Below are 25,593 nucleotides of genomic sequence, written 5' to 3'. Positions count from 1 at the left end.
GTCGCCATGGCGCCCGCCCGTCAATCTATTCACTCCGCATGGCCGTTTTTGGCTAACGCTCTACCTTTCAATTGGATGTGGATCCCGTTGTTACGGACAATCTATTCACCGAAAGGACAAGAAAACGGCACGGACGCATTCAACGCCTGGCCTGAGTTACTCCTTCTTCGGCGCTTCCTGCTTTGTCTCCGGCGCATCCTCTTCGTCGTCTTCCACCGTATTGCCTTCTTCCAGTGGCGTGTTGGCGGTCAACAGGTAGGGCGACTGCTGCCAGCGGCTGCGGCGGTGCTGCAGCAGGGTGCGCGCCAGAATGATGCCGATCGCCAGCGCCAGCAGGATCATCAGGCGCAGCAGGTTGGTGGTGTTGTCCACCTGTTTGGATTCGGTCGCCAGCACGTGGGTGTCGAGGGTGATGCGGATAAAGCCGATCGGGCCGTCTTTGCCCTGAATGGATTCGACCAACTGGTGGTTGAAGTAGCTGCCGGCGCGTTTGCCGTCGAGCGACAGGCGATCGCGTATACTTATCTGTTCCCCGGCGTGGGAGACCAGCGTGCCGTCCAACTGATACACGCTGACGTCGAGAATGCGGCTGTGATCGGTGAGCTGCTTGAGGATGGCGTCGATGCGCGGGTTGTTGCCGTCGTCGTCCAGCAGCGGCGCCAGGCTGTAGGCGACCTGTTTGGTCAGCGTCTGCGCCAGCTCTTCCACCTGCTCGGATCGCGCCATTTGGTGACTCAGGCTAAAATAAGAGGCGCCCTGCATCAGCAGCACCAGCAAAGCCAGGCAAATCAGGATAATAGCGGTGCGGTGCAGGCGAAATTTCAGTTTAGCGCGAGCCATGCAGGTTCCTTGGGCATCGGGGACACTTTATGTTGCCAGAACCGCTGGCGATAGGATAGCTTGATGCGTCGTTTTATCATGCAGCGTTTTTGTCCATTCAGGAGTCAATGATGTCAAACAGTCTGACCTATTGCGATCTTCCGGCGGAGATCTCTCAATGGCCGGGTCTTCCCCTTTCGCTCAGCGGCGACGAAGTGATGCCGCTGGACTACCGGGCGGGCAATACCGGGTGGCTGTTATACGGCAGGAAGCTGGACAAGGCGCGCATTACCCAATTCCAACGCAAGCTGGGCGCGGCGATGGTGATCGTCACCGCCTGGGGCGTGGACGACTATCAGGTGGTGCGGCTGGCGGGCACCTTGACGCCGCGCGCCAAGCTGTTGGCGGCGGAGAGCGGGCTGGACGTGGCGCCGCTCGGCAAGATCCCGCACCTGCGCACGCCGGGGCTGCTGGTGATGGACATGGATTCGACGGCGATCGAGATCGAATGCATCGACGAAATCGCCAAATTGGCGGGCGTCGGCGAGCAGGTGGCGGAAGTCACCGAACGCGCGATGCGCGGCGAGCTGGACTTTACCGCCAGCCTGCGCCAGCGCGTTGGCACGCTGAAAGGGGCCGATGCCAACATCCTCAAGCAGGTGCGCGACGAGCTGCCGTTGATGCCGGGGCTGACCAGCCTGGTGGGCAAGCTGCAGGCGATGGGCTGGCATGTGGCGATCGCCTCCGGCGGCTTCACCTACTACGCCGAATACCTGCGCAACCGGCTGCGGCTGGTGGCGGCGGCGGCCAATGAGCTGGAGATCCGCGACGGCAAGCTGACCGGCGAAGTGCTGGGGCCGGTGGTGGACGCGCAGTTCAAAGCCGACACGCTGCTGCGGCTGGCGGAGAAGCTGGAGATCCCGCTGGCGCAAACCGTGGCCATCGGCGACGGCGCCAACGATTTGAAAATGATGCAGGCGGCGGGGCTGGGCATCGCCTACCACGCCAAGCCGAAAGTGTATGAAAAAGCGCAGGTATCGATCCGGCATGCGGATCTGATGGGCGTGCTGTGTATTCTCACCGGCAGCCTGAAACACGAAGTGCGATAACGAAAGATTGAGGTAAGACGTGGCAAAAGCGGCAAAACGGGCATTTGTGTGCAATGAGTGCGGGGCGGACTATCCGCGTTGGCAGGGGCAGTGCAGCGCCTGTCATGCCTGGAACACCATCACGGAAGTGCGTTTGGCCGCGTCGCCCGCAGCGGCGCGCAACGATCGCCTCAGCGGCTATGCCGGCGACGCCGGCGTCAGCAAGGTGCAGAAGCTGTCGGAAATCAGCCTGGAGGCGCTGCCGCGCTTCACCACCGGCTTTCTCGAGTTCGACCGCGTGCTGGGCGGCGGCGTGGTGCCCGGCAGCGCGATTCTGATCGGCGGCAACCCCGGCGCCGGCAAGAGCACCCTGTTGCTGCAGGTGTTGTGCAAGCTGTCTGAACAGATGAAAACCCTGTACGTCACCGGTGAGGAGTCGCTGCAGCAGGTGGCGATGCGCGCTCACCGTCTGGGGCTGCCGACCGGCGGCCTGAACATGCTGTCGGAAACCAGCATCGAGCAGATCTGTCTGATCGCTGAGCAGGAACAGCCGAAGCTGATGGTGATCGACTCGATTCAGGTGATGCACATGGCGGACATTCAGTCTTCGCCGGGCAGCGTGGCGCAGGTGCGGGAAACCGCCGCCTACCTGACGCGCTTCGCCAAGACGCGCGGCGTGGCGATCGTGATGGTCGGCCACGTCACCAAAGACGGCTCGCTGGCCGGGCCAAAAGTGCTGGAACACTGTATCGACTGTTCGGTGCTGCTGGACGGCGACGCCGATTCCCGCTTCCGTACCCTGCGCAGCCACAAGAACCGCTTCGGCGCGGTCAACGAGCTGGGGGTGTTCGCCATGACCGAACAGGGGCTGCGCGAAGTCAGCAACCCTTCGGCGATCTTCCTCAGCCGCGGCGATGAAGTCACCTCCGGCAGCTCGGTGATGGTGGTGTGGGAAGGCACCAGGCCGCTGCTGGTGGAGATCCAGGCGCTGGTGGATCACTCGATGATGTCCAACCCGCGCCGCGTGGCGGTGGGCCTGGAGCAGAACCGGTTGGCGATCCTGCTGGCGGTGCTGCACCGGCACGGCGGGCTGCAGATGTCGGATCAGGACGTGTTCGTCAACGTGGTCGGCGGGGTGAAAGTCAGTGAGACCAGCGCCGATCTGGCGTTGCTGATGTCGCTGGTCTCGAGCCTGCGCGATCGGCCTCTGCCGAACGATCTGGTGGTGTTCGGCGAAGTGGGGCTGGCGGGGGAAATTCGCCCGGTGCCGAGCGGCCAGGAGCGGATCGCCGAAGCGGCCAAGCACGGCTTCAAGCGCGCCATCGTGCCGCACGGCAATATGCCGAAGAAGCCGCCGGCCAACATGCAGGTGTTCGGGGTCAAGAAGCTGGCGGACGCGCTGGACGTGCTGGAAGAGTTTTATTAATGTCGCCGACGGCGAGCAAGATATGCTATTTTGTTTAGCATACTAAACGGAGGTGGCCATGCCGCAATTTGATTACCTGAAGACGTCCATCAAGCAAAAAGGCTGCACGTTGCAGCAGGTGGCGGATGCCAGCGGCATGACCAAGGGCTATCTGAGCCAGCTGTTGAACGACAAGATCAAAAGCCCGAGTGCGCAAAAGCTCGAAGCGCTGCACCGTTTTCTCGGGCTGGAGTTCCCGCGTAAAGAGGTTAAAGTCGGCGTGGTGTTTGGTAAATTTTACCCGCTGCACACCGGCCATATCTACCTGATCCAGCGCGCCTGCAGCCAGGTGGATGAGCTGCACGTCATTTTGTGCCACGACGAGCCGCGCGACCGCGAACTGTTCGAGAACAGTTCGATGTCGCAACAGCCGACGGTCAGCGATCGCCTGCGCTGGCTGCTGCAGACCTTCAAGTACCAGAAAAACATCCATATCCACTCGTTCGACGAGCAGGGCATCGAGCCCTACCCGCACGGCTGGAACGTGTGGAGCGACGGCATGAAGGCCTTTATGGAACAGAAAGGCATCGTGCCGAGCTTTATCTATTCCAGCGAAGCGCAGGATGCGCCGCGTTACCGCGAGCATCTGGGCATCGAAACCATTCTGGTCGACCCCGAGCGTTCGTTCATGAACATCAGCGGCAATCAGATCCGCCAGGATCCGTTCCGCTACTGGGATTACATCCCGACCGAGGTGAAGCCGTTCTTCGTGCGCACCGTGGCGATCCTCGGCGGCGAGTCGAGCGGCAAATCGACGCTGGTCAACAAGCTGGCCAACATCTTCAACACCACCAGCGCCTGGGAATATGGCCGCGATTACGTGTTCTCGCACCTGGGCGGCGACGAGATGGCGCTGCAGTACTCCGACTACGACAAAATTGCCCTCGGGCAGGCGCAATACGTGGATTTCGCGGTCAAGTACGCCAACAAGGTGGCATTTATCGATACCGATTTCGTCACCACCCAGGCGTTTTGCAAAAAGTATGAGGGGCGTGAACACCCCTTCGTGCAGGCGCTGATCGACGAATACCGTTTCGATCTGGTGATCCTGCTGGAAAACAACACGCCGTGGGTGGCGGACGGCCTGCGCAGCCTGGGCAGTACCGCCGATCGGCTGGCGTTCCAGCGCCTGCTGGAGGAGATGCTGCGCGCCAACAATATCGAGTATGTGCACGTTGAGTCCAGCGATTACGAAGAGCGCTTCCTGCGCTGCGTCGAGCTGGTGCAACAGCTGCTGGCGGCGGACGCTGGCCGGTTGGCGAACGCGCCCGCCCAGCATCACGCCGCAGGCTGAGCAAAATTAGCGTAATGTGCGATCGCGCGGCAGAAACGGCCGCCCGGGCGCACATTTAACGGCTTGTTTAAACATGGTTCATTCGACAGCGACTACGTTAAGCTTTTCTTTACAATAACGCTTAGAAGAAGACATGTCTTATCGCTTGCTCGCTCTTTGGTTGGTCTGCTATGCCGCAGCCTGGACGCTGCTGACTGTTCATCTCGATCCTACCCTGCCTTACGACGCCGTCGAGGCGCTCAACTGGGGCCTCAACGGCGAATGGGGCTCACCGAAAAACCCGTGGCTGGTCGGGGCGGCGATGCAGCCGGCGATCGGGTTCTCGTGGCTGCCGCTGAACCTGTACTGGTATGGCGGGCACTTCATCGCCATCGCCATCGGCATGTTGGGCGTCTGGCTGTTGGCGCGCCGGCTGAGCGGCAGCACCTCGCTGGCCTGGATGGCGCTGTTGACGCTCAACCTGTCCGGCATCATCAATTTCGACATCATTCCCTACAACGACAATTACCTGTTGGTGATGCTGTGGCCGTGGATGGCGCTGTTTTTCCACATGGCTATTTCGCGTTCGGCCAACTGGTGGCCGGCCTTCGCGCTGACGGCCGGTTTGGCGATGATGGCGAAGTACTCGACCTTCGCCTTCGTCTATTTCGCCGCGCTGTCGACGCTGTTCGTACCGCAGATCCGCCGCTGTTATCGCCAGCCGCAGTTCTATCTGGCGGTGGTGATCTGGTTGGCGCTGGTGTTGCCGAACGTGTTCTGGTTGTGGAACCACGATTTCGCCGCCTTCAAGTGGGTGGATTCGCAGATCAAGATGCAGCTCAATCTCGACATGCTGCAGTCGCTGCTGCTGGTGTTCTATCCGTCGCTGGTGCTGTGGGGGATCCTGCGGCGCAGCGGGGCGGTGCTGGCCTGGCCATCGGCGTTGCCGATGCGGGTGTTGCTGTGGGTCTACCTGTTGCCGCTCGGCATCATTACCTTCTGGTTCTCTTTCAACGTCGGCGGCCGGCTGACCGAATGGCTGCAGCCGTTCTTCATGCTGGCACCTGCGCTGTTGGTCGGTTGCGTGCGCCAGCCGCCGGTGCGTTCGCTGCGCGCGGCGACCATTGGTCTGATGTGCGCGGCGCTGGCGGTCTATCTGGGGTATGCCGCGGTGATGCTGGGCAACGTGCGCAACGCCGGTCAGAAAATGGTGGGTATCAAGGCGTTCAGCGCCGAGGTGGAGCGGCAGTGGCAGGAGCGGTATGGCGTTGAACTGCGCTACGTCGGCGGCGAATACCTGTCGCAGTGGATGACGGTGTACGCCGATTCCCGGCCGCGAACCATTACGCGTTGGTCCAATCATACGCGGCCGAATATCTACAACGTCAACATCAGCTATCCGCAGATTGCGCAGCACGGCGTTGCCCTGTTCGGGCGGTTGGGTGAGGACTGCGCGCGCAGCGACTTCGGCGGCGAGTTGGCGCACTGGCCGAAGATGCGCCTCGATTGGCAGCAGACGCTGACGTTCCGCGCCGATCCGCATAGCGACGAGCAGACGCTGTGCGTCGGTTTCGTTCGTCCGCAGTAACGGCGGCGCGCTGCGCCGCCGCGATTCAGGCTCAGTAAGCGATAACCAGCTTGCCTTGCATATGGCCGCCGAGCAGCTGTTGATGCGCGGCGGTCAGCGTGTCTACCGACAGCCCGTGCAGGGTTTCGCTCAGTGTGGTGCTCAGCTTGCCCTCGTCCAGCAGCTGCGCCACCTGCTGCAGGATCTTGCCCTGCTGCGCGATGTCCGGGGTGGTGAACATGCTGCGGGTGAACATGAATTCCCAGTGCAGCGCGGCGCTTTTCAGCTTCAGCGCGTTTTGGTCCAGCGGCTGCGCGTTTTCGACGATGGTGCAGATATGGCCGAGCGGCGCGATCAGTTCGGCCATCGCCGGCCAGTGGCCGTCGGTATCGTTCAGACACAGGATGTAATCCACCTGCTCGATGCCCTGCTGCGCCAGGTTGCCCTTCAGATCGCGGTAGTCCACCACCAGATCGGCGCCGCGCTCAAGGCACCAGGCGGCGGATTCCGGTCTTGATGCGGTGGCGATCACTTTCACCTTGCTGCGCAGCGCGGCCAGCGGAATGGCCAGCGAACCGACCCCGCCGGCGCCGCCGATGATCAGCAGCGTCTTGTGCTCCGGCGCGTCCTGAATGTTCAGGTGTTCGAACAGCGCCTCCCAGGCGGTGAGGGCGGTGAGCGGCATGGCGGCGGACTCGGCCCAGTTCAGGCTGCGCGGCTTGTGCGCGGCGATGCGTGAGTCGATCAGTTGGTGACTGCTGTTGCTGCCGGGGCGGGTGATGTCGCCGGCGTACCACACTTCATCGCCGGGCTTGAAGCCGCTGACGCCGTTGCCCACGTCCACCACGACGCCGCTGGCGTCCCAGCCGAGAATGCGCGGCTGCTGCAGGCCGTTTTTCTGCAGACCGGCGTGCACTTTGGTGTCCACCGGGTTGACCGACGCCGCTTTCACTTCCACCAGCAGATCGTACTGGCCGGGCACCGGCATCTCCGGTGAGATTTCGATGAAATCGACGGGGTTCTGCGGGTCTACGGCAATGGCTTTTATCGACATGATTGTACTCCTTTCAAATGATGCCCCCAGTGTAGACCCGCGACAGTGGGGTGATAAGATGGACAATATCTAACGGAGTGTTCGTTTAAGGTGAACAATGGAATTCAAACAACTGCAGGACATGGCGTTGTTCGCGCTGGTGGCGGAGTGCGGCAGTTTTACCGCCGCCGCGCAGCGCGTTGGGTTGCCGAAATCCAGCGTCAGCCAGCGCATCAGCCAGCTCGAGCAGACGCTGGGGCTACGGCTGCTCAATCGCACCACGCGCCAGCTGAACCTGACCTTCGCCGGTGAGCGTTATCTGGAACATTGTCAGGTCATGATGTCTGCTGCCGAACGTGCCGATCTGGCATTGCAGCGGCTGCGCGATAACCCGAGCGGCCGCCTGCGCATCTCGACGCCCGCCGGGCTGGGGGCGACCCTGGTGGCGCGGCTGGCAGCGGATTTTCAGCGCCAGTACCCGGACGTTTCGCTGGAGGTGTCGGTGTCCGACGCGATGGTGGATCTGGTGCAGGAAGGTTTCGACGCCGCGCTGCGCACCGGCAAGCCGCAGGATTCTTCGCTGATCGGCCGCCGTCTCGGGTATGCGCCGCGCTATCTGTTGGCCGCACCGTCCTATTTGGCGCAGCACCCGCCGATCGAACATCCGCAGCAGCTGCAGCAGCATCGCTGTATCGCCCACCGCGCCTGGACGGCCTGGAACCTGCGCTGCGGCGATGACTACTACCGTTGGCAGCTGCCGCTGGCGCACACCACCGACAACCTGCTGTATGCGCGCGAATGCGCCATCGCCGGCGCGGGGATCACGCTGCTGCCGGCGTTTCTCAGCCGCGAGGTGGTGGCGCAGAAACTGTTGGTGGAGGTGCTGCCGGCGTGGCGCGCAGAAGGGAATGAGCTATATCTGGTCTACCCGAGCCGCAAGCTGAATTCCGCGGCGTTGGCCTGCTTCATCGATGTGGTGCTGCAGCATCCGGCGTTCGACGACTACGCGCGCGAGCTGGCGCGGGAGTAAAAAAAGGCGCCGCATGCGGCGCCTTTCGTATTACTTGGCGATCTTCTTGTACTTGATGCGGTGCGGCTCGAGCGCATCGGCGCCCAGCGTACGCTTCTTGTACTCTTCGTACTCGGTGAAGTTGCCTTCGAAGAATTCCACCTTGCCCTCGTCCTGGTAGTCCAGGATGTGGGTGGCGATACGGTCGAGGAACCAACGGTCGTGCGAGATCACCATGGCGCAGCCAGGGAATTCCAGCAGGGCGTTTTCCAGCGCGCGCAGGGTTTCGATATCCAGGTCGTTGGTCGGTTCATCGAGCAGCAGTACGTTGCCGCCAACCTGCAGCAGCTTGGCCAGATGCAGACGGCCACGCTCACCGCCGGACAGCTCGCCCACGCGTTTGCCCTGATCGACGCCCTTGAAGTTGAAGCGGCCGACATAGGCGCGGCTTGGCATCTCGGTGTTGCCGATGCGCATGATGTCCTGCCCGCCGGAGACTTCTTCCCACACGGTTTTCGAACCGTCCATGTTGTCGCGGAACTGATCGACGGACGCCAGCTTGACGGTATCGCCCAGCACAATGCTGCCGGAATCAGGCTGCTCCTGGCCGGACATCATGCGGAACAGCGTGGATTTACCCGCGCCGTTCGGGCCGATGATGCCGACGATCGCGCCTTTCGGCACCGAGAACGACAGGTCGTCGATCAACAGGCGGTCGCCATAGGACTTACGCAGGTTGCTGACTTCGACCACTTTATCGCCCAGGCGTGCGCCAGGCGGAATGAACAGCTCGTTGGTTTCGTTACGTTTCTGGTATTCGGTGTTGTTCAGCTCTTCAAAGCGGGCCAGGCGGGCCTTGCCTTTGGACTGACGGCCTTTGGCGCCCTGACGCACCCACTCCAGCTCTTTCTCGATCGACTTGCGACGAGCGGCTTCGGCGGACGCTTCCTGTGCCAGACGCGCGTCTTTCTGCTCCAGCCAGGAGGAGTAGTTGCCTTCCCATGGAATGCCTTCGCCGCGGTCAAGTTCGAGGATCCAGCCGGCCACGTTATCCAGGAAGTAACGGTCGTGGGTGATCGCTACCACGGTGCCTTCGAAGTCGTGCAGGAAGCGTTCCAGCCAGGCCACGGACTCGGCGTCCAGGTGGTTGGTCGGTTCGTCCAGCAGCAGCATGTCCGGCTTTTCCAGCAGCAGGCGGCACAGCGCCACGCGGCGGCGTTCACCGCCGGACAGGTGGGCGATTTTGGCGTCCCAGTCCGGCAGGCGCAGCGCATCGGCGGCGCGTTCCAGCTGGGCGTTGAGGTTGTGACCGTCGTGCGCCTGAATGATCTCTTCCAGGCGGCCCTGTTCGGCGGCCAGCTTGTCGAAGTCTGCGCCTTCTTCCGCGTACAGCGCGTACACTTCGTCCAGGCGCTTCAGCGCGCCGACCACTTCCGCCAGCGCTTCTTCCACCGACTCACGCACGGTGTGTTCGAGGTTAAGCTGCGGCTCCTGCGGCAGGTAACCGATCTTGATGCCCGGCTGCGGGCGCGCTTCCCCTTCGATATCGGTATCGATGCCGGCCATGATGCGCAGCAGGGTGGACTTACCGGCGCCGTTCAGGCCCAGCACGCCGATTTTAGCCCCAGGGAAGAAGCTCAGGGAGATGTTTTTCAAAATATGGCGCTTCGGCGGTACCACCTTGCCGACGCGGTGCATGGTATAGACGTATTGAGCCACGTTGCTCTAAGCCTCTCTATATCAGTATTTATAGGATGTCTGGCGGCATGAGTGTAGCCCGTTTCGATCTCGGATCCCAGACATCGCTCAGCGATCGCTAAGTATAACCGTTTATGCGCCGATAAAGGCGCATATTGGTGGCTTATGGCGTGACGACGATCGCGACGCGGCGGTTTTCCGCACGGCCGCTGGAGGTGCGGTTATCGGCAACGGGATCGCGCTTGCCCATGCCGCGGGTTTCGATATTGGCGCGTGGAATGCCGACGCTGGCCAGCAGATCGGCCACCGCATCGGCGCGGCGCAGGGAGAGCTGATCGTTATAGCTGTCTTCACCGTAGTTGTCGGTATGGCCGTCCAGGCGGAACTTGGTGATGCCGACGCTCAGCAGCGCACGGCCCATCTTCTGTACCGTCTCGGTGCTTTCCGGGTTCAGTTTGCCGATGTTGTTGCCGAACAGCACCTTGTCCGACAGGCCGAACTCCCAGCCATTATCGGTCAGTTTGAAGCCCTGCGATTGCAACAGCGCGACCTGCTCGGGTGTCAGGCCCTGCGGTTTGCTCTGGCAGCCGGCGAGCGCCAGCAGAGCGACGAACATCATCGTCAGCAGTGAAAAACGGCCTTTAAAAAGTTGCTGTATCATAGTCAAAATCCCTAGTTCAAGTGTTATAGCCGGGGCTCTTATTTATGTATAGCCAGCCGCCAGCCTCCGTTATAACGATGCTTTGCCTGATACATCGCATCGTCAGCTTCGTGCAAAAGACCCTGAGGCGTCGATGCGTGATCAGGGTACAGCGCAATACCGATACTCAGAGAGGTGATGACCGTCTCGTCGTTCGGCAGAATGACCGGTTGCGTCATGCAGTCGATGATGTTGTCAGCGATCTGCAAGACATCTTCCGTGCTGTGTACCGGCGCCAGCAGCACGGCGAATTCGTCCCCTCCCAGGCGGGCGACCAGATCGGTCTCGCGCAGCTGCGCGCGAATGCGCCCGGCAATGGTGGTCAGCACCGCATCGCCTGCGGCGTGGCCGTAACTGTCGTTCACCTCCTTGAAGCGATCGCCGTCGATAAACAGCACCGCCAATTTCGCCGGCGGTTCGATATCGCCCAGCGCGCGGCTTAGCCGCCCTTCGAAGAAGGCGCGGTTCGGCAAGCCGGTCAGGCTGTCGTGCGTCGCCCGGTGAGCCAGCGAGTCGTTCTCTTGCTTCAGATGGGCCTGCCAGGCCTCCAGCTCGTCGAGCAAGCCGTTGAAATCGTTGCTGAGCTCATGCAGCTCGGCGATAGGCGCCGACGGCACCCGCAGGCCGAAGGTGCGATCGCGGCGAACCGCATGCGCCACGTTGGCGATGTCGTCCAGCGAACTGACGATGCCGACCAGCATGCGGCGCGACAGCACCAGGGCGCACAGGGTGCTGAGCACCAGGCAGGCGATCATGCCGACCATGCCGCGTAACAGGAAACGCAGCAGGCTGCCGCCGTTGCCGCTCAGCCAGACCTGGCCGACCTGCTTGCCCTCGTGGGTGATAGGCAGAATGACCGGTTCGGGCAGCGCCCAGTGCGCGACGATCTGCTCCAGGCCGTGCAGCGGCCCATCGGTAGGATGGCGCCAGTTGGCCAGCATCTTGCCGTTGTTGTCGAGGATCCGCGCGTCCGATACCTCTTCGTTGGAGGATATCAGCATCAGCGCCTCGCGCGCGGCGGTGCGGTCTTCAAACACCACGGCGGCCTCGACGGTATAGCTGATGGAGCGCGCGATCAGGTGCAGGTTGTGATTGGCATAGGCGCGCAGCGCAAACAGCGCCACCAGCGTCAAAAAGATGCCGGCGGTGCCGACGGCGATCAGCGCCAGCCCAAGATGCACCCGCTGCAGCACTCGGCCCAGCGTCGGGCGCGCATTGCCGGAGCGGTTTTTACGCAACAGCCTCATAGCGGCGGCGCCTGTTTGCGTGCCAGCTGCAACACGTTGGGGTGAACGCGCACGCCGCTGCGCGCCAGAGCGTCCAGGTTGACTTTGAAACTGGCCTGGTCCCCATCAATCTGCAGGCAAAATGCGCTGCCGGCGGAGCATTCGCTATCGTTCTCGCTGATGCTGAGAATGGAGTTGCCAGAAATGCGCTGCATGAAATTTTGTCTCTGCGCGGCGGTGATGTTCCCTAAGTAGATGACATCACAGCCGGTACTCAGCGTTGGGCTATCGAACGGCACGCGCTCGGCTTTAATCGGACGCGGCGCGCTCAGCAGGATCGGATCGAACAGCCCTTCGGCATACTGGGTGGGTGCGGTCACGCACAAGCGGATCGGATTAGGTTCACGCGACCAGCGTGCGTAGCTGATGATGCCTACCACTACGGTCGTCACGGCGTGCGTGCGCTTTTGATAGGGATCAGCGGCGGCGTGCGCAGGCTCGGACAACGTCAGCAGCACCAACAAAACGATCAGCAGCAGGCGGCCGATATTCAGGCGTGCGTCAAGGAAGCCCGGTTCGGGGCTTTTTGCGCAACGCATCGCTATCGCGGTCTTATTCACCATCTTCACCCGCCATTCCGGCCTGATCCACTGCCCGCAGGCCGTGGCCTGACAAGGAAAAATCCGGCCCGCTTGAAGGGACAATCGTTTTGCTGAAAGCTGTCAGTCGCACTGCCTAATGAACACTATCTAACCCATAATTGGCGCGGATTGTATTATAAGATGTCTTCGTTGGGCGCTTTATGTGCTGTTTTCTCGGAATTATCTTACTTATTTTTGATAGTATAAAAATGCCCACCCGGGTTTGCCACCGCTTTTCTGCAAAGTTGGCGCGTTTAGCCCGCTGTCAGGCGATTTGCGCAACGGTGGCGCCATATAACAAATCAAATAATGTGATGACTAATAATTAAAAAGTATTTTACTTCTCCAATAAGCGCCGGGGCAGCTAATAAAAATCCGGTGGCTGGAAATATCCCGCCGGCCTGATTTGTCAGCCAAAGTAAACGTTTTTACCTGGCCCGCGTCATGGCGATACACTTCTTCTTCTACAGTATTGAATGGATAAGCGATTGCGCTGTCTATGGTAGATATCTGCGTCCGGGCCGTGCGCCCGGCTTTATTTTGTCCCGCGGCGCCGTGGTGCGGCGGTCACCGGGGAGCTGGGCGGCTCCTGCGGTATAACCAGTGAGGAAAGAGCGAGGATGGTCAAGGTGGACAAGCGACGGCTGTTGGCAATGGGCCTGTGTCTGACGGCGTTTTCAGGCGCGGCGCTGGCGGATTCTCTGGATGCGCAACGTCAGCGTTACCAGCAGATCAAACAGGCGTGGGATGGCAATCAGATGGACGTGGTGGCGCAGCTGATGCCGACGCTGCGCGATTACCCGCTTTATCCTTACCTGGAATACCGCGAGCTGACACAGGATCTGAGCCAGGCGGGGTTCTCCGAGGTGAACGACTTTATCAAACGCCACCCGACGCTGCCGCCGGCGAAATCACTGGTGCCGCGCTTCGTCAATGAACTGGCGCGGCGCGAAGATTGGCGCACCCTGTTGGCCTTCAGCACGCAGCCGCCCAAACCGGTGGCGGCGCGCTGCAACTATTACTACGCCAAATGGGCCACCGGCGACCAGCAGGCGGCCTGGAGCGGCGCCGACGAGCTGTGGCTGAACGGCAAAACGCTGCCGGGCGCCTGCGATCGTCTGTTCAGCGTCTGGCGTGGCGCGGGCAAGCAAACGCCGCTGGATATTCTGGCGCGCATGAAGCTGGCGCTGAAAGAAGGCAACAGCTCGCTGGTCAGCAACCTCTATAGCCAGCTGCCGGCCGACTACCAGACCATGGGCAACGCCCTGGTGCGCTTGCAAAACGATCCGACCACCGTGGAAGCCTTCGCCCGCAGCGTGGGGCCAACTGACTTTACCCGCGCCGCTACCGGCATCGCCTTTGAACGCCTGGCGCGGCAGGATGTGGAAAACGCGCGGGCGATGATCCCGACGCTCGCGCGGCTGCAGAAAATGAGCGACGACGAACGGCTGGGGTTGGAAGAGGCGGTGGCCTGGCGCCTGATGGGCAGCGACGCTACCTACGAGCAGGCGCAGTGGCGCGATCAGGTGATTCTGCGCAGCCGTTCGCCTTCGCTGTTGGAGCGCCGAGTACGCATGGCGTTGGGCTATGGCGATCGGCAGGGCGTCGCGACCTGGCTGGCCCGCCTGCCGGAAGAGTCGCGCAACAAGGATGAGTGGCGCTACTGGCGCGCCAGTCAACTGATGGACGAAGGCAAACGCGCCGAAGGCGAGGAGATGTTGCGTAACCTGATGACCGAACGCGGCTTCTATCCGATGGTCGCGGCGCAGAAGCTGAACGCCACTTATCCGGTGATGGTGGCGGTGGCGGCCAAGCCGCGCACGTCGCTGGTCGACGGGCCGGAGGTCGCCCGGGTGCGCGAGCTGATGTACTGGAATATGGATAACCTGGCCCGCAGCGAGTGGGGCTCTTACGTCGCCAGCCGCAGCCGGCCGGAACAAGAAGCGCTGGCGCGCTACGCCTTTGAGCAAAAATGGGCCGATCTGAGCGTGCAGGCGACCATCGTCGGCAAGCTGTGGGATCATCTGGAGGAGCGCTTCCCGGTCGCCTGGCCGCAGGAGTTCCGCCGCGCGACCGATGACAAGGGGATCACCACCAGCTACGCGATGGCTATCGCGCGTCAGGAGAGCGCCTGGAATCCGAAAGCGCAGTCGCCGGTTGGCGCTACCGGCCTGATGCAGGTGATGCCGCGCACCGCGCAGCATACGGTGCAGATGTTCAATATTCCCGGTTACGTCGGCCCGAGCCAGCTGTTCGATCCACAGACTAACATCACCATCGGCACCAGCTATCTGGAGTCGGTCTATCAGCAGTTCGGCCGCAACCGCATCCTGTCGAGCGCCGCCTATAACGCCGGCCCGTCGCGGGTGAACACCTGGCTGGGCAACAGCGCGGGGCGGATCGATCCGGTGGCGTTCATCGAAAGCATTCCGTTCTCGGAAACTCGCGGCTACGTCAAGAATGTGTTGGCCTATGATGCGTTTTACCGCTATCTGACGCACCGGCCGGCCAAGGTGCTGACCGACGCCGAGTGGCAGAGACGTTATTGATTTTGACGGCCCTATGGTATGCTGCTGTACTAGTTAAATAGTATGGTGGCTGCCATGACGCAATTATCGTTAAACGACCCCGCTCTTTCAGAACAAGGCAATGAGGATTGGCTGCGCTTCGTCGCGCTGCTGCAGAATTCGTTTGCGCAAGAACTGCATCAACCGCTGCTGCAGCTGATGCTGACGCCGGACGAGCGCACCGCGCTGGGCACCCGGGTGCGAATCATCCAGGAACTGATGCGCGGCGAGATGAGCCAGCGCGAGCTGAAAAATGAACTGGGCGCGGGGATCGCCACCATCACCCGCGGATCGAACAGCCTGAAAGCGGCTTCACCCGAGCTGAAACAGTGGCTTGAGCAGCAGCTGCTGCACGATGCGCCCTAGCAGGTTTTGCGCTATTGCTGATAGATGGCGTTGTGAAACGGCACCAGCGCCAGCAGCAGCGCCTGGTGATAAACGCTGGTGCGGCTCAGCCGGCCGTCGGTGAAGACGCCGATGGCGCCGCCCTGGCGCTTCACCTCGGCATTGCCGGTGATCGCCGCCATTTCGCTGCCCAATTCGCGACCGGCGCGAATACCTTGTAAGATGACCTCCGGCAGCATCAGGCTCGCCGAGCGAGATTCGCCGCGGATGTGCGGGTTCTCGATGGTCATCCAGGCGAAGGTCATATTCTCTTCAATCCCGGCTTCCACGCCGACCCAAAAATCGGCCTCGGGCCTGACCTGGCGCGCTTCCATAACGCGTTGACGCGAGCCGGTGCGGGTTTCGTGATTGCCTATCGGCTGCAGCGAGACACCGCTGGCGACGTCAACGGATTCAATGCGGTATTGGCCTGCGCCAAAGACGTCATCGAAGGCCAGTTGAATAGCCTTGATCTTTGCCGGGTTGGTAGTTGCAGCGACAACATGGTACATAACGGGTTTGATATCCTTCTGGCCGATACGCCGGGCAGCGGCAAAAGCGCCACCGGGCCGGGGATAAATGCAAATTTCACGCAGTATAACGGAAAACAAAAATGTTACAGGTATACCTCGTTCGCCATGGCGAAACGGAATGGAACGCGGCTCGCCGCATCCAGGGTCAGTCCGACAGCCCGTTAACCGCCATGGGTGAACACCAGGCCCGTCTGGTCGCCAGGCGCGTCAGCAAAGAAGGCATTACGCACATCATTACCAGCGATCTGGGGCGCACGCGCCGCACCGCACAGATCATCGCCGACGCCTGTGGCTGCGAAGTGATTAGCGATCCGCGTTTGCGTGAGCTGCACATGGGGGTTCTGGAAGAACGCCTGATCGACAGTTTGACGCCGCAGGAAGAGCAGTGGCGCAAACAGATGGTCGATGGTACTCCTGACGGCCGAATCCCTCAAGGCGAATCCATGGAGGAGCTAGGCGAGCGCATGCGCGCCGCGCTGGAGAGTTGCCTGATGCTGCCTGAAGGCAGCAAGCCGCTGCTCGTCAGTCATGGTATCGCGTTGGGGTGTTTGATCAGTACGGTGCTGGGGCTGCCGGCCTATGCGGAACGCCGCCTGCGCTTGCGCAATTGCTCACTGTCGCGCGTCGATCACCAGCAGAGCCCGTGGTTGGCTTCCGGCTGGATCGTGGAAACGGCGGGCGATGTCACGCATTTGGACATGCCCGCGTTGGACGAACTGCAGCGTTAACGCCGAATCGGGATCAGGTAATCGCACTTGATCTCGATAGGTGCCTGATGCGGACGGCGCTCGCCTTTCGGATAGAAGCGCTCGATGTCGTGCCCTTTGCGGCGCGTCAGCTGGAGCGCCGGCAGGCAGGTGCCATAGACCGTCAGAATAAAGTCTTGCAGTCCCTCGGTGGGCCCTTCGTAGCTGAACATCGCAAACTCACCGCCCGGCAACACCAGCGGCTGGCCTTCCTGTACCTTGTCAGGCACCTGATCCGGCTCCAGCGCCGTGGTGTACAGCACTTCCTGTTCGTCGTCCTTCTCCTGGCTCGGTCGCGAGTGGTGCAGCCCGTACAGCACCGGCGGCAGGGTTTCGACGTCACCGAGGAACTGACGCCAGAACTGTGAGCGCAGTTCGGTGCGCACGGTGGTGATCTGTTCCAGCGTACAGGAGTAGCTTTGGGTCAGGCCGACCAGCTGCTTGTCCGGCAGCGAGACGAACTCCGGCTGCGGCAAGGTGAAGGCTCCCAGACGGATCGGCGGACAGATGCCGAATGCATTCCAGTCTTCGGCGCGGCGGTACAGCGCCGGCGTTTGCGCAAACTGTTTTTTGAAGGCGCGGGTGAAGGTCTGCTGCGAGTCGAAGCGATATTGCAGGGCGATATCCAAAATCGGCCGGCTGGTCAAACGCAGCGCGACGGCGGCTTTGGACAGCCTCCTTGCCCGGATGTAAGCACCGATGGCGTTACCGGTAATATCTTTGAACATCCGTTGCAGATGCCATTTGGAGTAGCCTGCCTTGGCCGCCACGTTATCCAGCGACAAGGGTTGGTCCAAATGGCTTTCCAGCCAGCTAAGCAGATCACGAATGATACCGGCTTGATCCATAGATCTTCCTCGTAAAGCTTGGGGGTAGGAACCCGAACTGTTGATTCGTCACGCTGGTGCTGCGCTATCAGACCGATCCATGAGCCATTATGCGTTGCACTCTTTGCCTCTGCTGCGCATGCCGCGCCAGAGTTGGATTGGGGTACACCGTAGTGGGCGCAAAGAAATAACGACGCCGCATCATAGCAATTTTTTTACTCCGCGACTCTCAAAGATTTTTGTCACGCTCTGTGCTAAAACGGACGGTGCGGACCCGTAAAAAACCGATTCCGTGAGCTTAGACATAAATAATGGCGACCGCCGAACCTATTTTTGCGGCAAGGTTATACCGGAGTTAAGTAAATGAAAAAAAGCTGGATATTTTTATTCGGTTTGGTTTGCGCAACCGTTGGCAGCGCGCAGGCGGAGCAGGTGGGCTCCGTTGATACGGTGTTTAAATTGTTGGGGCCGGACCACAAAATCGTAGTGGAAGCGTTCGACGATCCGGATGTTAAAAATGTAACTTGTTATATCAGCCGCGCCAAAACCGGCGGCATCAAAGGCGGCTTGGGGCTGGCGGAAGACACCGCCGACGCGGCCATTTCCTGCCAGCAGGTGGGGCCTATTGAGCTGAGCGACAAGATCAAAAACGGCAAGGCGGAAGGCGATGTGGTGTTCCAGAAACGCACCTCGCTGGTGTTCAAGAAGTTGCAGGTGGTGCGCTTCTATGACGCCAAGCGCAATTCGTTGATTTACCTGAGCTACTCCGACAAGGTGATCGACGGTTCGCCGAAGAACGCGTTGAGCGCGGTGCCGATCATGCCATGGGCTGAGACGAAATAAAAAAACGGGGTTCAGCATGCTGAACCCCGTTTTCATGACGGCAGGCCGGAATTACTCTTCCAGATCGCCGCAGAAGCGGTAGCCTTCGCCGTGAATGGTGGCGATGATTTCCGGCGTATCCGGCGTCGATTCGAAGTGTTTGCGAATGCGACGGATAGTGACGTCCACGGTGCGATCATGCGGCTTCAGCTCGCGGCCGGTCATTTTCTTCAGCAGTTCGCCGCGCGACTGGATCTTGCCCGGGTTTTCGCAGAAGTGCAGCATGGCGCGGAATTCGCTGCGCGGCAGCTTGTACTGTTCGCCGGCCGGGCTGATCAAAGAGCGGCTGTTGATGTCCAGCTCCCACCCGTTGAACTTGTAGCTCTCGACCAGACGGCGCTCTTCGCCGAGGCTGCCCAGGTTCATGGTGCGCGACAGCAGGTTGCGCGCGCGGATGGTCAGCTCACGCGGGTTGAACGGCTTGGTGATGTAATCGTCGGCGCCGATTTCCAGGCCGAGGATTTTGTCCACTTCGTTATCGCGACCGGTCAGGAACATCAAGGCTACGCTGGCCTGTTCACGCAGTTCGCGCGCCAACAGCAGGCCGTTTTTGCCTGGCAGGTTGATGTCCATGATGACCAGATTGATATCATTTTCAGACAGGATATTGTGCATCTCTGCACCATCATTGGCTTCATGAACAATGTAGCCTTCCGCCTCGAAAATGCTCTTCAGGGTGTTACGAGTGACTAACTCGTCTTCGACAATCAGAATGTGCGGGGTCTGCATATTTGCTACCTAAAATTGCCAACAAAATAGAAAATCGGAAGTACAGAAGTCTTTGTTTTCTTAGAGGAGGGCAGAGATAGCGCCACGTTCCCTCTCAGCAAATGACTAAAGTACGTAAACTCGTTCTTGATGCACTTTCCATCTCATGTCAACAAGATCGCTAGCCTGGTGGGGATGCTGTTCCCTACAACCCCTTGGGTGCCGAAACGGCGCATATCCTAACCCCATTAACAGCAATATAACAGCGCGTGCCGAATTCATCACCCAACAAAACTACGCTTTGTTGACATATATCAAATTCAATTGTAGCACGTTAACAGATTTGTGAAAAACACTTACAGAAATGCCAGTTTAAGTCACAGAACCTCAAATTCTGTGAACGATTCAGCATTATCCGGCCCGATAGGATACAATTATTCGCTTATTGATCATCGCGTTGTTTTAACTTATTGATAAATAAACGCAGTAAAACATAAGCGCGAATAACGACTATTACGACGGGTTTATTCGTTCAACGAGCCGTTTAATCTTGTTTGTTGCTATTAACGCGTTTATTGTTGCGTAATTGTAAATATAAGCGGGCGCTGCGCCATCGTCAAAAACGCAGGCCCGCCTTCGGTGGAAGAGTCATGCAGCTTCATATTGTTTTAGTGGCTCCGGCGCGGCCGGAAAATGTCGGCGCGGCGGCGCGCGCGATGAAAACCATGGGCTTCACGTCGTTGCGCATCGTCGACAGCGAAGCGCACCTGCAGCCGGCGGCGCGCTGGGTGGCGCATGGTGCCGGCGAGATCCTCGACGGCGTGCAAACGTTCGCCACGCTGGAACAGGCGCTGGCGGGCGTGGATTTTACCGTCGCCACCACCGCCCGCAGCCGCGCGCGCTTTCACTACTACTGTACGCCGCCCGAACTGCTGGAACAGCTGAGCGAGCGTAAGCAGTGGGTCGGCCAGGCCGCGCTGGTGTTCGGCCGCGAAGATTCCGGCCTGACCAACGAAGAGCTGGCGCTGGCGGACTTGCTGACCGGTGTGCCGATGCAGGCGGACTATCCGTCGCTTAACCTGGGCCAGGCGGTGATGGTTTACTGCTACCAGCTGGCGAGCCTGATGGGTGTCAGTACACCGCAGGAAACGGCGGCGTCGGAAGGGCAGCTCAAGGCGCTGCGCCGCCGCGCCGATGCCTTGTTGAACGCGTTGGAGGTCGGCGATGACCAAAAATTGCGCGACTGGCTGCACCAGCGCCTCGGCGCGCTGCAACAGCGAGATACGGCGATGCTGCATACGCTGCTGCACGACATCGAAAAAAAACTCGCCAAGTGATAGCGGCTCCATCAGACGATTACCCAGCGTGATCCACTAGTAAATCGGCTTTAAGTTGTTTTTTTGTTCTGTCATTTTGCTTTTCACCTGTTGCATCGCGCATTACCGCCGCTGAACGGAAAATAAGCAAAAAAAAGAAATAGTTTGACTTGGGATAGCGATTGCTTTAACCAATAGAGGGGACAGAGTATTTCATGAGACAGACAGACAACATGCGCAACATCAGCCTGAAAACCACAATTATTACCACCACCGATACCACAGGTAACGGGGCGGGCTGACGCGCACAGGAAACACAGAAAAAAGCCCGCACCTAATCAGTGCGGGCTTTTTTTTCGGCTTAAATTCGGAGAGATCACACATGCGAGTGCTGAAATTTGGCGGAACCTCGGTGGCGAATGCAGAACGTTTTCTGCGCGTCGCCGACATCATGGAGAGTAATGCGCGTCAGGGACAGGTAGCCACGGTCTTGTCCGCCCCCGCAAAGATCACCAACCATCTGGTGGCAATGATCGACAAAACGGTGGCGGGCCAGGACATTCTGCCGAATATCAGCGACGCCGAGCGGATCTTTGCCGACCTGCTGAGCGGGCTGGCGCAGGCGCTGCCGGGCTTTGAATACGATCGTTTGAAAGGCGTGGTCGATCAGGAGTTCGCGCAACTCAAGCAGGTGCTGCACGGCGTCTCGCTGTTGGGGCAGTGCCCGGACAGCGTCAACGCGGCGATCATCTGCCGCGGCGAAAAGCTCTCCATCGCCATCATGGAAGGGGTGTTCCGCGCCAAGGGTTATCCGGTCACGGTGATCAACCCGGTGGAGAAACTGCTGGCGCAGGGCCACTACCTGGAGTCTACCGTGGATATCGCCGAGTCCACGCTGCGCATCGCCGCCGCGGCGATCCCGGTCGACCACATCGTGCTGATGGCCGGTTTCACCGCCGGTAACGACAAGGGTGAGCTGGTGGTGCTGGGCCGCAACGGCTCCGACTATTCCGCCGCGGTGCTGGCCGCCTGCCTGCGTGCCGACTGTTGCGAAATCTGGACCGACGTCGACGGCGTGTATACCTGCGATCCGCGCACCGTGCCGGACGCCAGGCTGCTGAAATCGATGTCGTACCAGGAGGCGATGGAGCTTTCCTATTTCGGCGCCAAAGTGCTGCACCCTCGCACCATCACGCCGATTGCCCAATTCCAAATTCCTTGCCTGATAAAAAACACCTCCAACCCGCAGGCTCCCGGCACGCTGATCGGCAAAGACAGCACCGATGCCGATATGCCGGTGAAAGGCATCACCAACCTGAATAATATGGCGATGATCAACGTCTCCGGCCCGGGCATGAAAGGCATGGTCGGCATGGCCGCACGGGTGTTCGCCGTGATGTCGCGCGCCGGCATTTCGGTGGTGCTGATCACCCAATCCTCTTCCGAATACAGCATCAGCTTCTGCGTGCCGCAGGGTGAACTGCAGCGCGCTCGTCGCGCGCTGGTAGAGGAGTTCTATCTGGAGCTGAAAGACGGCGTGCTGGATCCGCTGGACGTGATGGAACGCCTGGCGATCATCTCGGTGGTCGGCGACGGCATGCGCACCCTGCGCGGCATTTCCGCTCGCTTCTTCTCCGCGCTGGCGCGCGCCAACATCAATATCGTCGCCATCGCCCAGGGCTCTTCCGAGCGTTCAATCTCGGTGGTGGTCAGCAATGATTCCGCCACTACCGGCGTGCGCGTCAGCCACCAGATGCTGTTCAACACCGATCAGGTGATCGAAGTGTTCGTCATCGGCGTCGGCGGCGTCGGCGGGGCGCTGATCGAGCAGATCTACCGCCAGCAGCCGTGGCTGAAGCAAAAACATATCGACCTGCGGGTGTGCGGCATCGCCAACTCGCGCGTGATGCTGACCAACGTGCACGGCATCGCGCTGGACAGCTGGCGGGACGAGCTGGCCGGCGCGCAGGAGCCGTTCAATCTCGGCCGCCTGATCCGGCTGGTGAAGGAGTATCACCTGCTGAACCCGGTGATCGTCGACTGTACCTCCAGCCAGGCGGTGGCCGATCAGTATGTGGACTTCCTGGCGGACGGCTTCCATGTGGTAACGCCGAACAAAAAGGCCAACACCTCGTCGATGAACTATTATCAGCAACTGCGCGCCGCCGCCGCCGGTTCGCACCGCAAGTTCCTCTACGACACCAACGTCGGCGCCGGTCTGCCGGTGATCGAGAACCTGCAAAACCTGCTGAACGCCGGCGATGAGCTGGTGCGTTTCTCCGGCATCCTGTCCGGTTCGCTGTCCTTTATTTTTGGCAAGCTGGATGAAGGGCTGTCGCTGTCGGCGGCGACTCTGCAGGCCAGAGCCAATGGCTACACCGAGCCGGATCCGCGCGACGATCTGTCCGGTATGGACGTGGCGCGCAAGCTGCTGATCCTGGCGCGCGAAGCCGGTTACAAGCTGGAGCTGAGCGATATCGAGGTCGAGCCGGTGCTGCCGCCGTCCTTCGACGCGTCGGGCGACGTGGAGCATTTCCTGGCGCGGCTGCCGGAACTGGATAAAGAGTTCGCGCGCAACGTGGCCAATGCCGCCGAGCAAGGCAAGGTGCTGCGCTATGTCGGCCTGATCGACGAAGGGCGCTGTAAGGTGCGCATCGAGGCGGTGGACGGCAACGATCCGTTGTATAAAGTGAAGAACGGCGAGAACGCGCTGGCCTTCTACAGCCGTTATTATCAGCCGCTGCCGCTGGTGCTGCGCGGCTACGGCGCCGGTAACGATGTGACCGCAGCGGGCGTGTTCGCCGATCTGCTGCGCACACTGTCATGGAAGTTGGGAGTTTAATATGGTTAAGGTGTATGCACCGGCCTCGATCGGTAACGTCAGCGTCGGTTTTGATGTGCTGGGCGCGGCGGTTTCGCCGATCGACGGCACGCTGCTGGGCGACTGCGTCAGCGTGGAAGCCGCCGAGACGTTCAGTCTGCAAAACGCCGGGCGCTTCGTCAGCAAGCTGCCGGCCGAACCGAAAGAGAACATCGTTTATCAATGCTGGGAGCGTTTCTGCCAGGAGATCGGCCGCGAAGTGCCGGTGGCGATGCGGCTGGAAAAGAACATGCCGATCGGATCGGGGCTGGGCTCCAGCGCTTGTTCGGTGGTGGCCGGGCTGATGGCGATGAACGAATTTTGCGATCGCCCGCTGGATAAGACGACGCTGCTCGGCCTGATGGGCGAGCTGGAAGGCCGTATTTCCGGCAGCGTGCATTACGACAACGTGGCGCCCTGCTATCTGGGCGGCCTGCAGCTGATGCTGGAAGAAGAAGGCATTATCAGCCAGGAAGTGCCGTGCTTTGACGATTGGCTGTGGGTTATGGCCTATCCGGGCATCAAGGTCTCCACCGCCGAAGCGCGCGCCATTTTACCCGCGCAGTACCGCCGTCAGGATTGCATCAGCCACGGCCGCTATCTGGCCGGCTTTATTCACGCCTGCCACACCCGGCAGCCGCAGCTGGCCGCCAAATTAATGCAGGACGTGATCGCCGAGCCGTACCGCACCCGGCTGCTGCCGGGCTTCGCCGAAGCGCGCAAGGCGGCGCAGGAGATAGGCGCGCTGGCCTGCGGCATCTCCGGCTCCGGCCCGACGCTGTTCGCCGTCTGCAACGACGGCGCCACCGCGCAACGCATGGCCGCCTGGCTGCAACAACACTATCTGCAAAACGACGAAGGTTTTGTTCATATTTGCCGTCTGGATACCGCAGGCGCTCGACTACTGGGATAACGCATGAAACTGTACAACCTTAAGGATCACAACGAGCAGGTCAGCTTCGCGCAGGCGATCAAACAAGGCCTGGGCAAGCAGCAGGGGCTGTTCTTCCCGCTGGAGCTGCCGGCGTTCGAACTGACCGAGATCGACCAGCTGCTGGAGCAGGACTTTGTCACCCGCAGCAGCCGCATTCTGTCGGCCTTTATCGGCGAAGAAGTGCCGGAAGCGGCGCTGAAGAAACGCGTACAGGCCGCCTTTGAGTTTCCGGCGCCGGTAGCGAAAGTGACGGAAGACGTCTCCTGCCTGGAGCTGTTCCACGGCCCGACGCTGGCGTTCAAAGACTTCGGCGGCCGCTTTATGGCGCAGATGCTGGCGGAAGTGGCCGGCGATCAGCCAGTGACCATTTTGACCGCCACCTCCGGCGACACCGGCGCCGCCGTGGCGCACGCCTTCTATGGCCTGAAGAACGTTCGGGTGGTGATCCTCTACCCGCAGGGCAAAATCAGCCCGCTGCAGGAAAAGCTGTTCTGCACCCTGGGCGGCAATATTCACACCGTGGCGATCGACGGCGACTTCGACGCCTGTCAGGCGCTGGTGAAACAGGCGTTCGACGATCAGGAATTGAAAGACGCGCTGCACCTGAACTCGGCCAACTCGATCAACATCAGTCGCTTGCTGGCGCAGATCTGCTACTACTTCGAAGCGGTGGCGCAGCTGCCGCAGGAAGCGCGCAATCAGCTGGTGATTTCGGTGCCGAGCGGCAACTTCGGCGATCTGACCGCCGGGCTGCTGGCCAAATCGCTGGGCCTGCCGGTGAAGCGCTTCATCGCCGCCACCAACGCCAACGACACCGTGCCGCGCTTCCTGACCAGCGGCCAGTGGCAGCCGCACGCTACGGTCGCGACGCTGTCCAACGCCATGGATGTCAGCCAGCCGAACAACTGGCCGCGCGTGGAAGAGCTGTTCCGTCGCAAGGTCTGGCAGTTGAAAGAGCTGGGTCACGCGGCGGTCAGCGACGAGACCACCAAAGACACGATGCGTGAGCTGGCCGAGCTGGGCTATATCTCCGAACCGCACGCGGCCATCGCTTACCGCGCGCTGCGCGATCAGCTGCAGGAAGGGGAGTTCGGGCTGTTCCTCGGCACGGCGCATCCGGCCAAGTTTAAAGAGAGCGTGGAAGCGATCCTCGGCCAGGAGCTGCCGTTGCCGAAAGCGCTGGCGCTGCGGGCCGATCTGCCGCTGCTGTCGCACACGCTGCCGGCCAGTTTCGGCGAGCTGCGCAAATTCCTGATGGCGCTGCCGGCCTGAAGTTCGGCAGGCTAGAAGGCGAAAAGCCGTCTTGCGACGGCTTTT

The 25,593-nt window shown here is 60.7% G+C and carries 23 protein-coding genes and 1 other annotated feature; of the genes, 14 read left to right on the top strand and 9 right to left on the bottom strand.

Annotation, left to right across the window (positions count from 1 at the left end; translation table 11 throughout):
* Positions 1–156 precede the first annotated feature (156 nt).
* On the bottom strand, positions 157–840 hold the full coding sequence (locus ACMGF9_RS20515) for a YtjB family periplasmic protein (RefSeq protein WP_004933054.1): 684 nt from the start codon (positions 838–840) through the stop codon (positions 157–159).
* A 110-nt stretch (positions 841–950) separates the two neighbouring features.
* Between ACMGF9_RS20515 and serB the strand changes: the two genes are divergently transcribed.
* The 4 genes from serB (at position 951) to ACMGF9_RS20495 (ending at position 6,233) form a co-directional block, all read left to right on the top strand.
* On the top strand, positions 951–1,928 hold the full coding sequence (gene serB / locus ACMGF9_RS20510; RefSeq protein WP_004933052.1) for a phosphoserine phosphatase: 978 nt from the start codon (positions 951–953) through the stop codon (positions 1,926–1,928).
* A gap of 19 nt (positions 1,929–1,947) precedes the next feature.
* Positions 1,948–3,333: a DNA repair protein RadA gene (gene radA / locus ACMGF9_RS20505; RefSeq protein WP_015376595.1), complete on the top strand. Its 1,386-nt coding sequence runs from the start codon at positions 1,948–1,950 to the stop codon at positions 3,331–3,333.
* A 58-nt stretch (positions 3,334–3,391) separates the two neighbouring features.
* On the top strand, positions 3,392–4,666 hold the full coding sequence (nadR, locus tag ACMGF9_RS20500) for a multifunctional transcriptional regulator/nicotinamide-nucleotide adenylyltransferase/ribosylnicotinamide kinase NadR (protein WP_015376596.1): 1,275 nt from the start codon (positions 3,392–3,394) through the stop codon (positions 4,664–4,666).
* 133 nt (positions 4,667–4,799) lie between these two features.
* On the top strand, positions 4,800–6,233 hold the full coding sequence (locus ACMGF9_RS20495) for a glycosyltransferase family 39 protein (RefSeq protein WP_414160387.1): 1,434 nt from the start codon (positions 4,800–4,802) through the stop codon (positions 6,231–6,233).
* A gap of 31 nt (positions 6,234–6,264) precedes the next feature.
* Here ACMGF9_RS20495 and ACMGF9_RS20490 read toward each other — a convergent pair whose 3' ends face one another.
* Complete coding sequence (locus ACMGF9_RS20490; RefSeq protein WP_015376598.1) at positions 6,265–7,266, bottom strand: zinc-binding alcohol dehydrogenase family protein; 1,002 nt, start codon at positions 7,264–7,266, stop codon at positions 6,265–6,267.
* Between the two features lie 97 nt (positions 7,267–7,363).
* Between ACMGF9_RS20490 and ACMGF9_RS20485 the strand changes: the two genes are divergently transcribed.
* Positions 7,364–8,275 (top strand): LysR family transcriptional regulator, encoded by a 912-nt coding sequence (locus ACMGF9_RS20485; RefSeq protein WP_015376599.1) that lies wholly within the window; start codon positions 7,364–7,366, stop codon positions 8,273–8,275.
* Between the two features lie 30 nt (positions 8,276–8,305).
* Here the strand turns inward: ACMGF9_RS20485 and ettA are convergent, their stop codons facing one another.
* The 4 genes from ettA to ACMGF9_RS20465 form a co-directional block, all read right to left on the bottom strand.
* Positions 8,306–9,973, bottom strand: coding sequence for an energy-dependent translational throttle protein EttA (gene ettA / locus ACMGF9_RS20480; RefSeq protein WP_015376600.1), 1,668 nt, complete (start codon positions 9,971–9,973; stop codon positions 8,306–8,308).
* 142 nt (positions 9,974–10,115) lie between these two features.
* Complete coding sequence (locus ACMGF9_RS20475) at positions 10,116–10,613, bottom strand: OmpA family protein (RefSeq protein WP_015376601.1); 498 nt, start codon at positions 10,611–10,613, stop codon at positions 10,116–10,118.
* Between the two features lie 38 nt (positions 10,614–10,651).
* On the bottom strand, positions 10,652–11,899 hold the full coding sequence (locus ACMGF9_RS20470) for a diguanylate cyclase domain-containing protein (RefSeq protein ID WP_015376602.1): 1,248 nt from the start codon (positions 11,897–11,899) through the stop codon (positions 10,652–10,654).
* Positions 11,896–12,501, bottom strand: a complete 606-nt coding sequence (locus ACMGF9_RS20465; RefSeq protein ID WP_015376603.1) for a YfiR family protein — start codon at positions 12,499–12,501, stop codon at positions 11,896–11,898. The genes ACMGF9_RS20470 and ACMGF9_RS20465 overlap by 4 nt, the downstream gene beginning before the upstream one ends.
* 638 nt (positions 12,502–13,139) lie before the next feature.
* Between ACMGF9_RS20465 and sltY the strand changes: the two genes are divergently transcribed.
* Together sltY and trpR are read left to right on the top strand one after the other, a co-directional pair.
* Entirely contained in the window at positions 13,140–15,068 is a 1,929-nt protein-coding gene (gene sltY / locus ACMGF9_RS20460) for a murein transglycosylase (RefSeq protein WP_414160386.1), read from the top strand.
* Positions 15,069–15,122: 54 nt separating this feature from the next.
* Positions 15,123–15,452: a trp operon repressor gene (gene trpR / locus ACMGF9_RS20455; RefSeq protein WP_004933017.1), complete on the top strand. Its 330-nt coding sequence runs from the start codon at positions 15,123–15,125 to the stop codon at positions 15,450–15,452.
* Positions 15,453–15,463: 11 nt separating this feature from the next.
* Here the strand turns inward: trpR and yjjX are convergent, their stop codons facing one another.
* Entirely contained in the window at positions 15,464–15,982 is a 519-nt protein-coding gene (yjjX, locus tag ACMGF9_RS20450) for an inosine/xanthosine triphosphatase (RefSeq protein WP_004933015.1), read from the bottom strand.
* Positions 15,983–16,083: 101 nt separating this feature from the next.
* On the opposite strand from yjjX, the gene gpmB reads away from it, so the two are divergent.
* Positions 16,084–16,731, top strand: a complete 648-nt coding sequence (gene gpmB / locus ACMGF9_RS20445) for a 2,3-diphosphoglycerate-dependent phosphoglycerate mutase GpmB (RefSeq protein ID WP_004933012.1) — start codon at positions 16,084–16,086, stop codon at positions 16,729–16,731.
* Here the strand turns inward: gpmB and robA are convergent.
* Complete coding sequence (gene robA, locus ACMGF9_RS20440; protein ID WP_015376605.1) at positions 16,728–17,597, bottom strand: MDR efflux pump AcrAB transcriptional activator RobA; 870 nt, start codon at positions 17,595–17,597, stop codon at positions 16,728–16,730. The genes gpmB and robA overlap by 4 nt on opposite strands.
* A gap of 342 nt (positions 17,598–17,939) precedes the next feature.
* Between robA and creA the strand changes: the two genes are divergently transcribed.
* Complete coding sequence (creA, locus tag ACMGF9_RS20435) at positions 17,940–18,419, top strand: protein CreA (RefSeq protein WP_004933005.1); 480 nt, start codon at positions 17,940–17,942, stop codon at positions 18,417–18,419.
* 51 nt (positions 18,420–18,470) lie between these two features.
* On the opposite strand, the gene arcA is transcribed toward creA, so the two are convergent.
* On the bottom strand, positions 18,471–19,187 hold the full coding sequence (gene arcA, locus ACMGF9_RS20430; RefSeq protein ID WP_004933003.1) for a two-component system response regulator ArcA: 717 nt from the start codon (positions 19,185–19,187) through the stop codon (positions 18,471–18,473).
* A 629-nt stretch (positions 19,188–19,816) separates the two neighbouring features.
* Here arcA and ACMGF9_RS20425 point away from each other — a divergent pair.
* The 5 genes from ACMGF9_RS20425 to thrC all read left to right on the top strand — a co-directional run bounded on the left by ACMGF9_RS20425 (position 19,817) and on the right by thrC (position 25,548).
* A complete protein-coding gene (locus tag ACMGF9_RS20425) occupies positions 19,817–20,503 on the top strand; it encodes a tRNA/rRNA methyltransferase (protein ID WP_004933000.1) in 687 nt (228 codons plus the stop codon).
* A 194-nt stretch (positions 20,504–20,697) separates the two neighbouring features.
* On the top strand, positions 20,698–20,784 hold the full coding sequence (gene thrL, locus ACMGF9_RS20420) for a thr operon leader peptide (RefSeq protein WP_071525951.1): 87 nt from the start codon (positions 20,698–20,700) through the stop codon (positions 20,782–20,784).
* Positions 20,723–20,840: a sequence feature (Thr leader region), on the top strand. Its footprint overlaps the gene before it by 62 nt.
* A gap of 24 nt (positions 20,841–20,864) precedes the next feature.
* Entirely contained in the window at positions 20,865–23,324 is a 2,460-nt protein-coding gene (gene thrA / locus ACMGF9_RS20415; RefSeq protein WP_414160385.1) for a bifunctional aspartate kinase/homoserine dehydrogenase I, read from the top strand.
* 1 nt (position 23,325) lies between these two features.
* On the top strand, positions 23,326–24,255 hold the full coding sequence (gene thrB, locus ACMGF9_RS20410) for a homoserine kinase (RefSeq protein WP_004932993.1): 930 nt from the start codon (positions 23,326–23,328) through the stop codon (positions 24,253–24,255).
* Between the two features lie 3 nt (positions 24,256–24,258).
* Positions 24,259–25,548, top strand: a complete 1,290-nt coding sequence (gene thrC, locus ACMGF9_RS20405; RefSeq protein WP_015376606.1) for a threonine synthase — start codon at positions 24,259–24,261, stop codon at positions 25,546–25,548.
* The last annotated feature ends 45 nt before the right edge of the window (positions 25,549–25,593 follow it).

This window comes from Serratia sp. BNK-23 (assembly GCF_047456145.1).
Lineage (GTDB): Bacteria > Pseudomonadota > Gammaproteobacteria > Enterobacterales > Enterobacteriaceae > Serratia > Serratia nematodiphila.
The sequence above is the reverse complement of the archived record's forward strand: the minus strand, read 5'-3'. Positions and strand labels throughout refer to the sequence as shown.

What these genes read in the sequence shown, in the direction of transcription:
- thrL (WP_071525951.1), top strand. Translation starts at nt 20,698, where the DNA reads ATGAGACAGACAGACAACATGCGCAACATCAGCCTGAAAACCACAATT.
- gpmB (WP_004933012.1), top strand. Translation starts at nt 16,084, where the DNA reads ATGTTACAGGTATACCTCGTTCGCCATGGCGAAACGGAATGGAACGCG.
- thrB (WP_004932993.1), top strand. Translation starts at nt 23,326, where the DNA reads ATGGTTAAGGTGTATGCACCGGCCTCGATCGGTAACGTCAGCGTCGGT.
- creA (WP_004933005.1), top strand. Translation starts at nt 17,940, where the DNA reads ATGAAAAAAAGCTGGATATTTTTATTCGGTTTGGTTTGCGCAACCGTT.
- ACMGF9_RS20515 (WP_004933054.1), bottom strand. Translation starts at nt 840, where the DNA reads ATGGCTCGCGCTAAACTGAAATTTCGCCTGCACCGCACCGCTATTATC.
- thrA (WP_414160385.1), top strand. Translation starts at nt 20,865, where the DNA reads ATGCGAGTGCTGAAATTTGGCGGAACCTCGGTGGCGAATGCAGAACGT.
- ACMGF9_RS20475 (WP_015376601.1), bottom strand. Translation starts at nt 10,613, where the DNA reads ATGATACAGCAACTTTTTAAAGGCCGTTTTTCACTGCTGACGATGATG.
- ACMGF9_RS20490 (WP_015376598.1), bottom strand. Translation starts at nt 7,266, where the DNA reads ATGTCGATAAAAGCCATTGCCGTAGACCCGCAGAACCCCGTCGATTTC.
- arcA (WP_004933003.1), bottom strand. Translation starts at nt 19,187, where the DNA reads ATGCAGACCCCGCACATTCTGATTGTCGAAGACGAGTTAGTCACTCGT.
- thrC (WP_015376606.1), top strand. Translation starts at nt 24,259, where the DNA reads ATGAAACTGTACAACCTTAAGGATCACAACGAGCAGGTCAGCTTCGCG.
- robA (WP_015376605.1), bottom strand. Translation starts at nt 17,597, where the DNA reads ATGGATCAAGCCGGTATCATTCGTGATCTGCTTAGCTGGCTGGAAAGC.
- yjjX (WP_004933015.1), bottom strand. Translation starts at nt 15,982, where the DNA reads ATGTACCATGTTGTCGCTGCAACTACCAACCCGGCAAAGATCAAGGCT.
- ACMGF9_RS20465 (WP_015376603.1), bottom strand. Translation starts at nt 12,501, where the DNA reads ATGGTGAATAAGACCGCGATAGCGATGCGTTGCGCAAAAAGCCCCGAA.
- ACMGF9_RS20485 (WP_015376599.1), top strand. Translation starts at nt 7,364, where the DNA reads ATGGAATTCAAACAACTGCAGGACATGGCGTTGTTCGCGCTGGTGGCG.
- ACMGF9_RS20470 (WP_015376602.1), bottom strand. Translation starts at nt 11,899, where the DNA reads ATGAGGCTGTTGCGTAAAAACCGCTCCGGCAATGCGCGCCCGACGCTG.
- serB (WP_004933052.1), top strand. Translation starts at nt 951, where the DNA reads ATGTCAAACAGTCTGACCTATTGCGATCTTCCGGCGGAGATCTCTCAA.
- ACMGF9_RS20425 (WP_004933000.1), top strand. Translation starts at nt 19,817, where the DNA reads ATGCAGCTTCATATTGTTTTAGTGGCTCCGGCGCGGCCGGAAAATGTC.
- ACMGF9_RS20495 (WP_414160387.1), top strand. Translation starts at nt 4,800, where the DNA reads ATGTCTTATCGCTTGCTCGCTCTTTGGTTGGTCTGCTATGCCGCAGCC.
- sltY (WP_414160386.1), top strand. Translation starts at nt 13,140, where the DNA reads ATGGTCAAGGTGGACAAGCGACGGCTGTTGGCAATGGGCCTGTGTCTG.
- nadR (WP_015376596.1), top strand. Translation starts at nt 3,392, where the DNA reads ATGCCGCAATTTGATTACCTGAAGACGTCCATCAAGCAAAAAGGCTGC.
- trpR (WP_004933017.1), top strand. Translation starts at nt 15,123, where the DNA reads ATGACGCAATTATCGTTAAACGACCCCGCTCTTTCAGAACAAGGCAAT.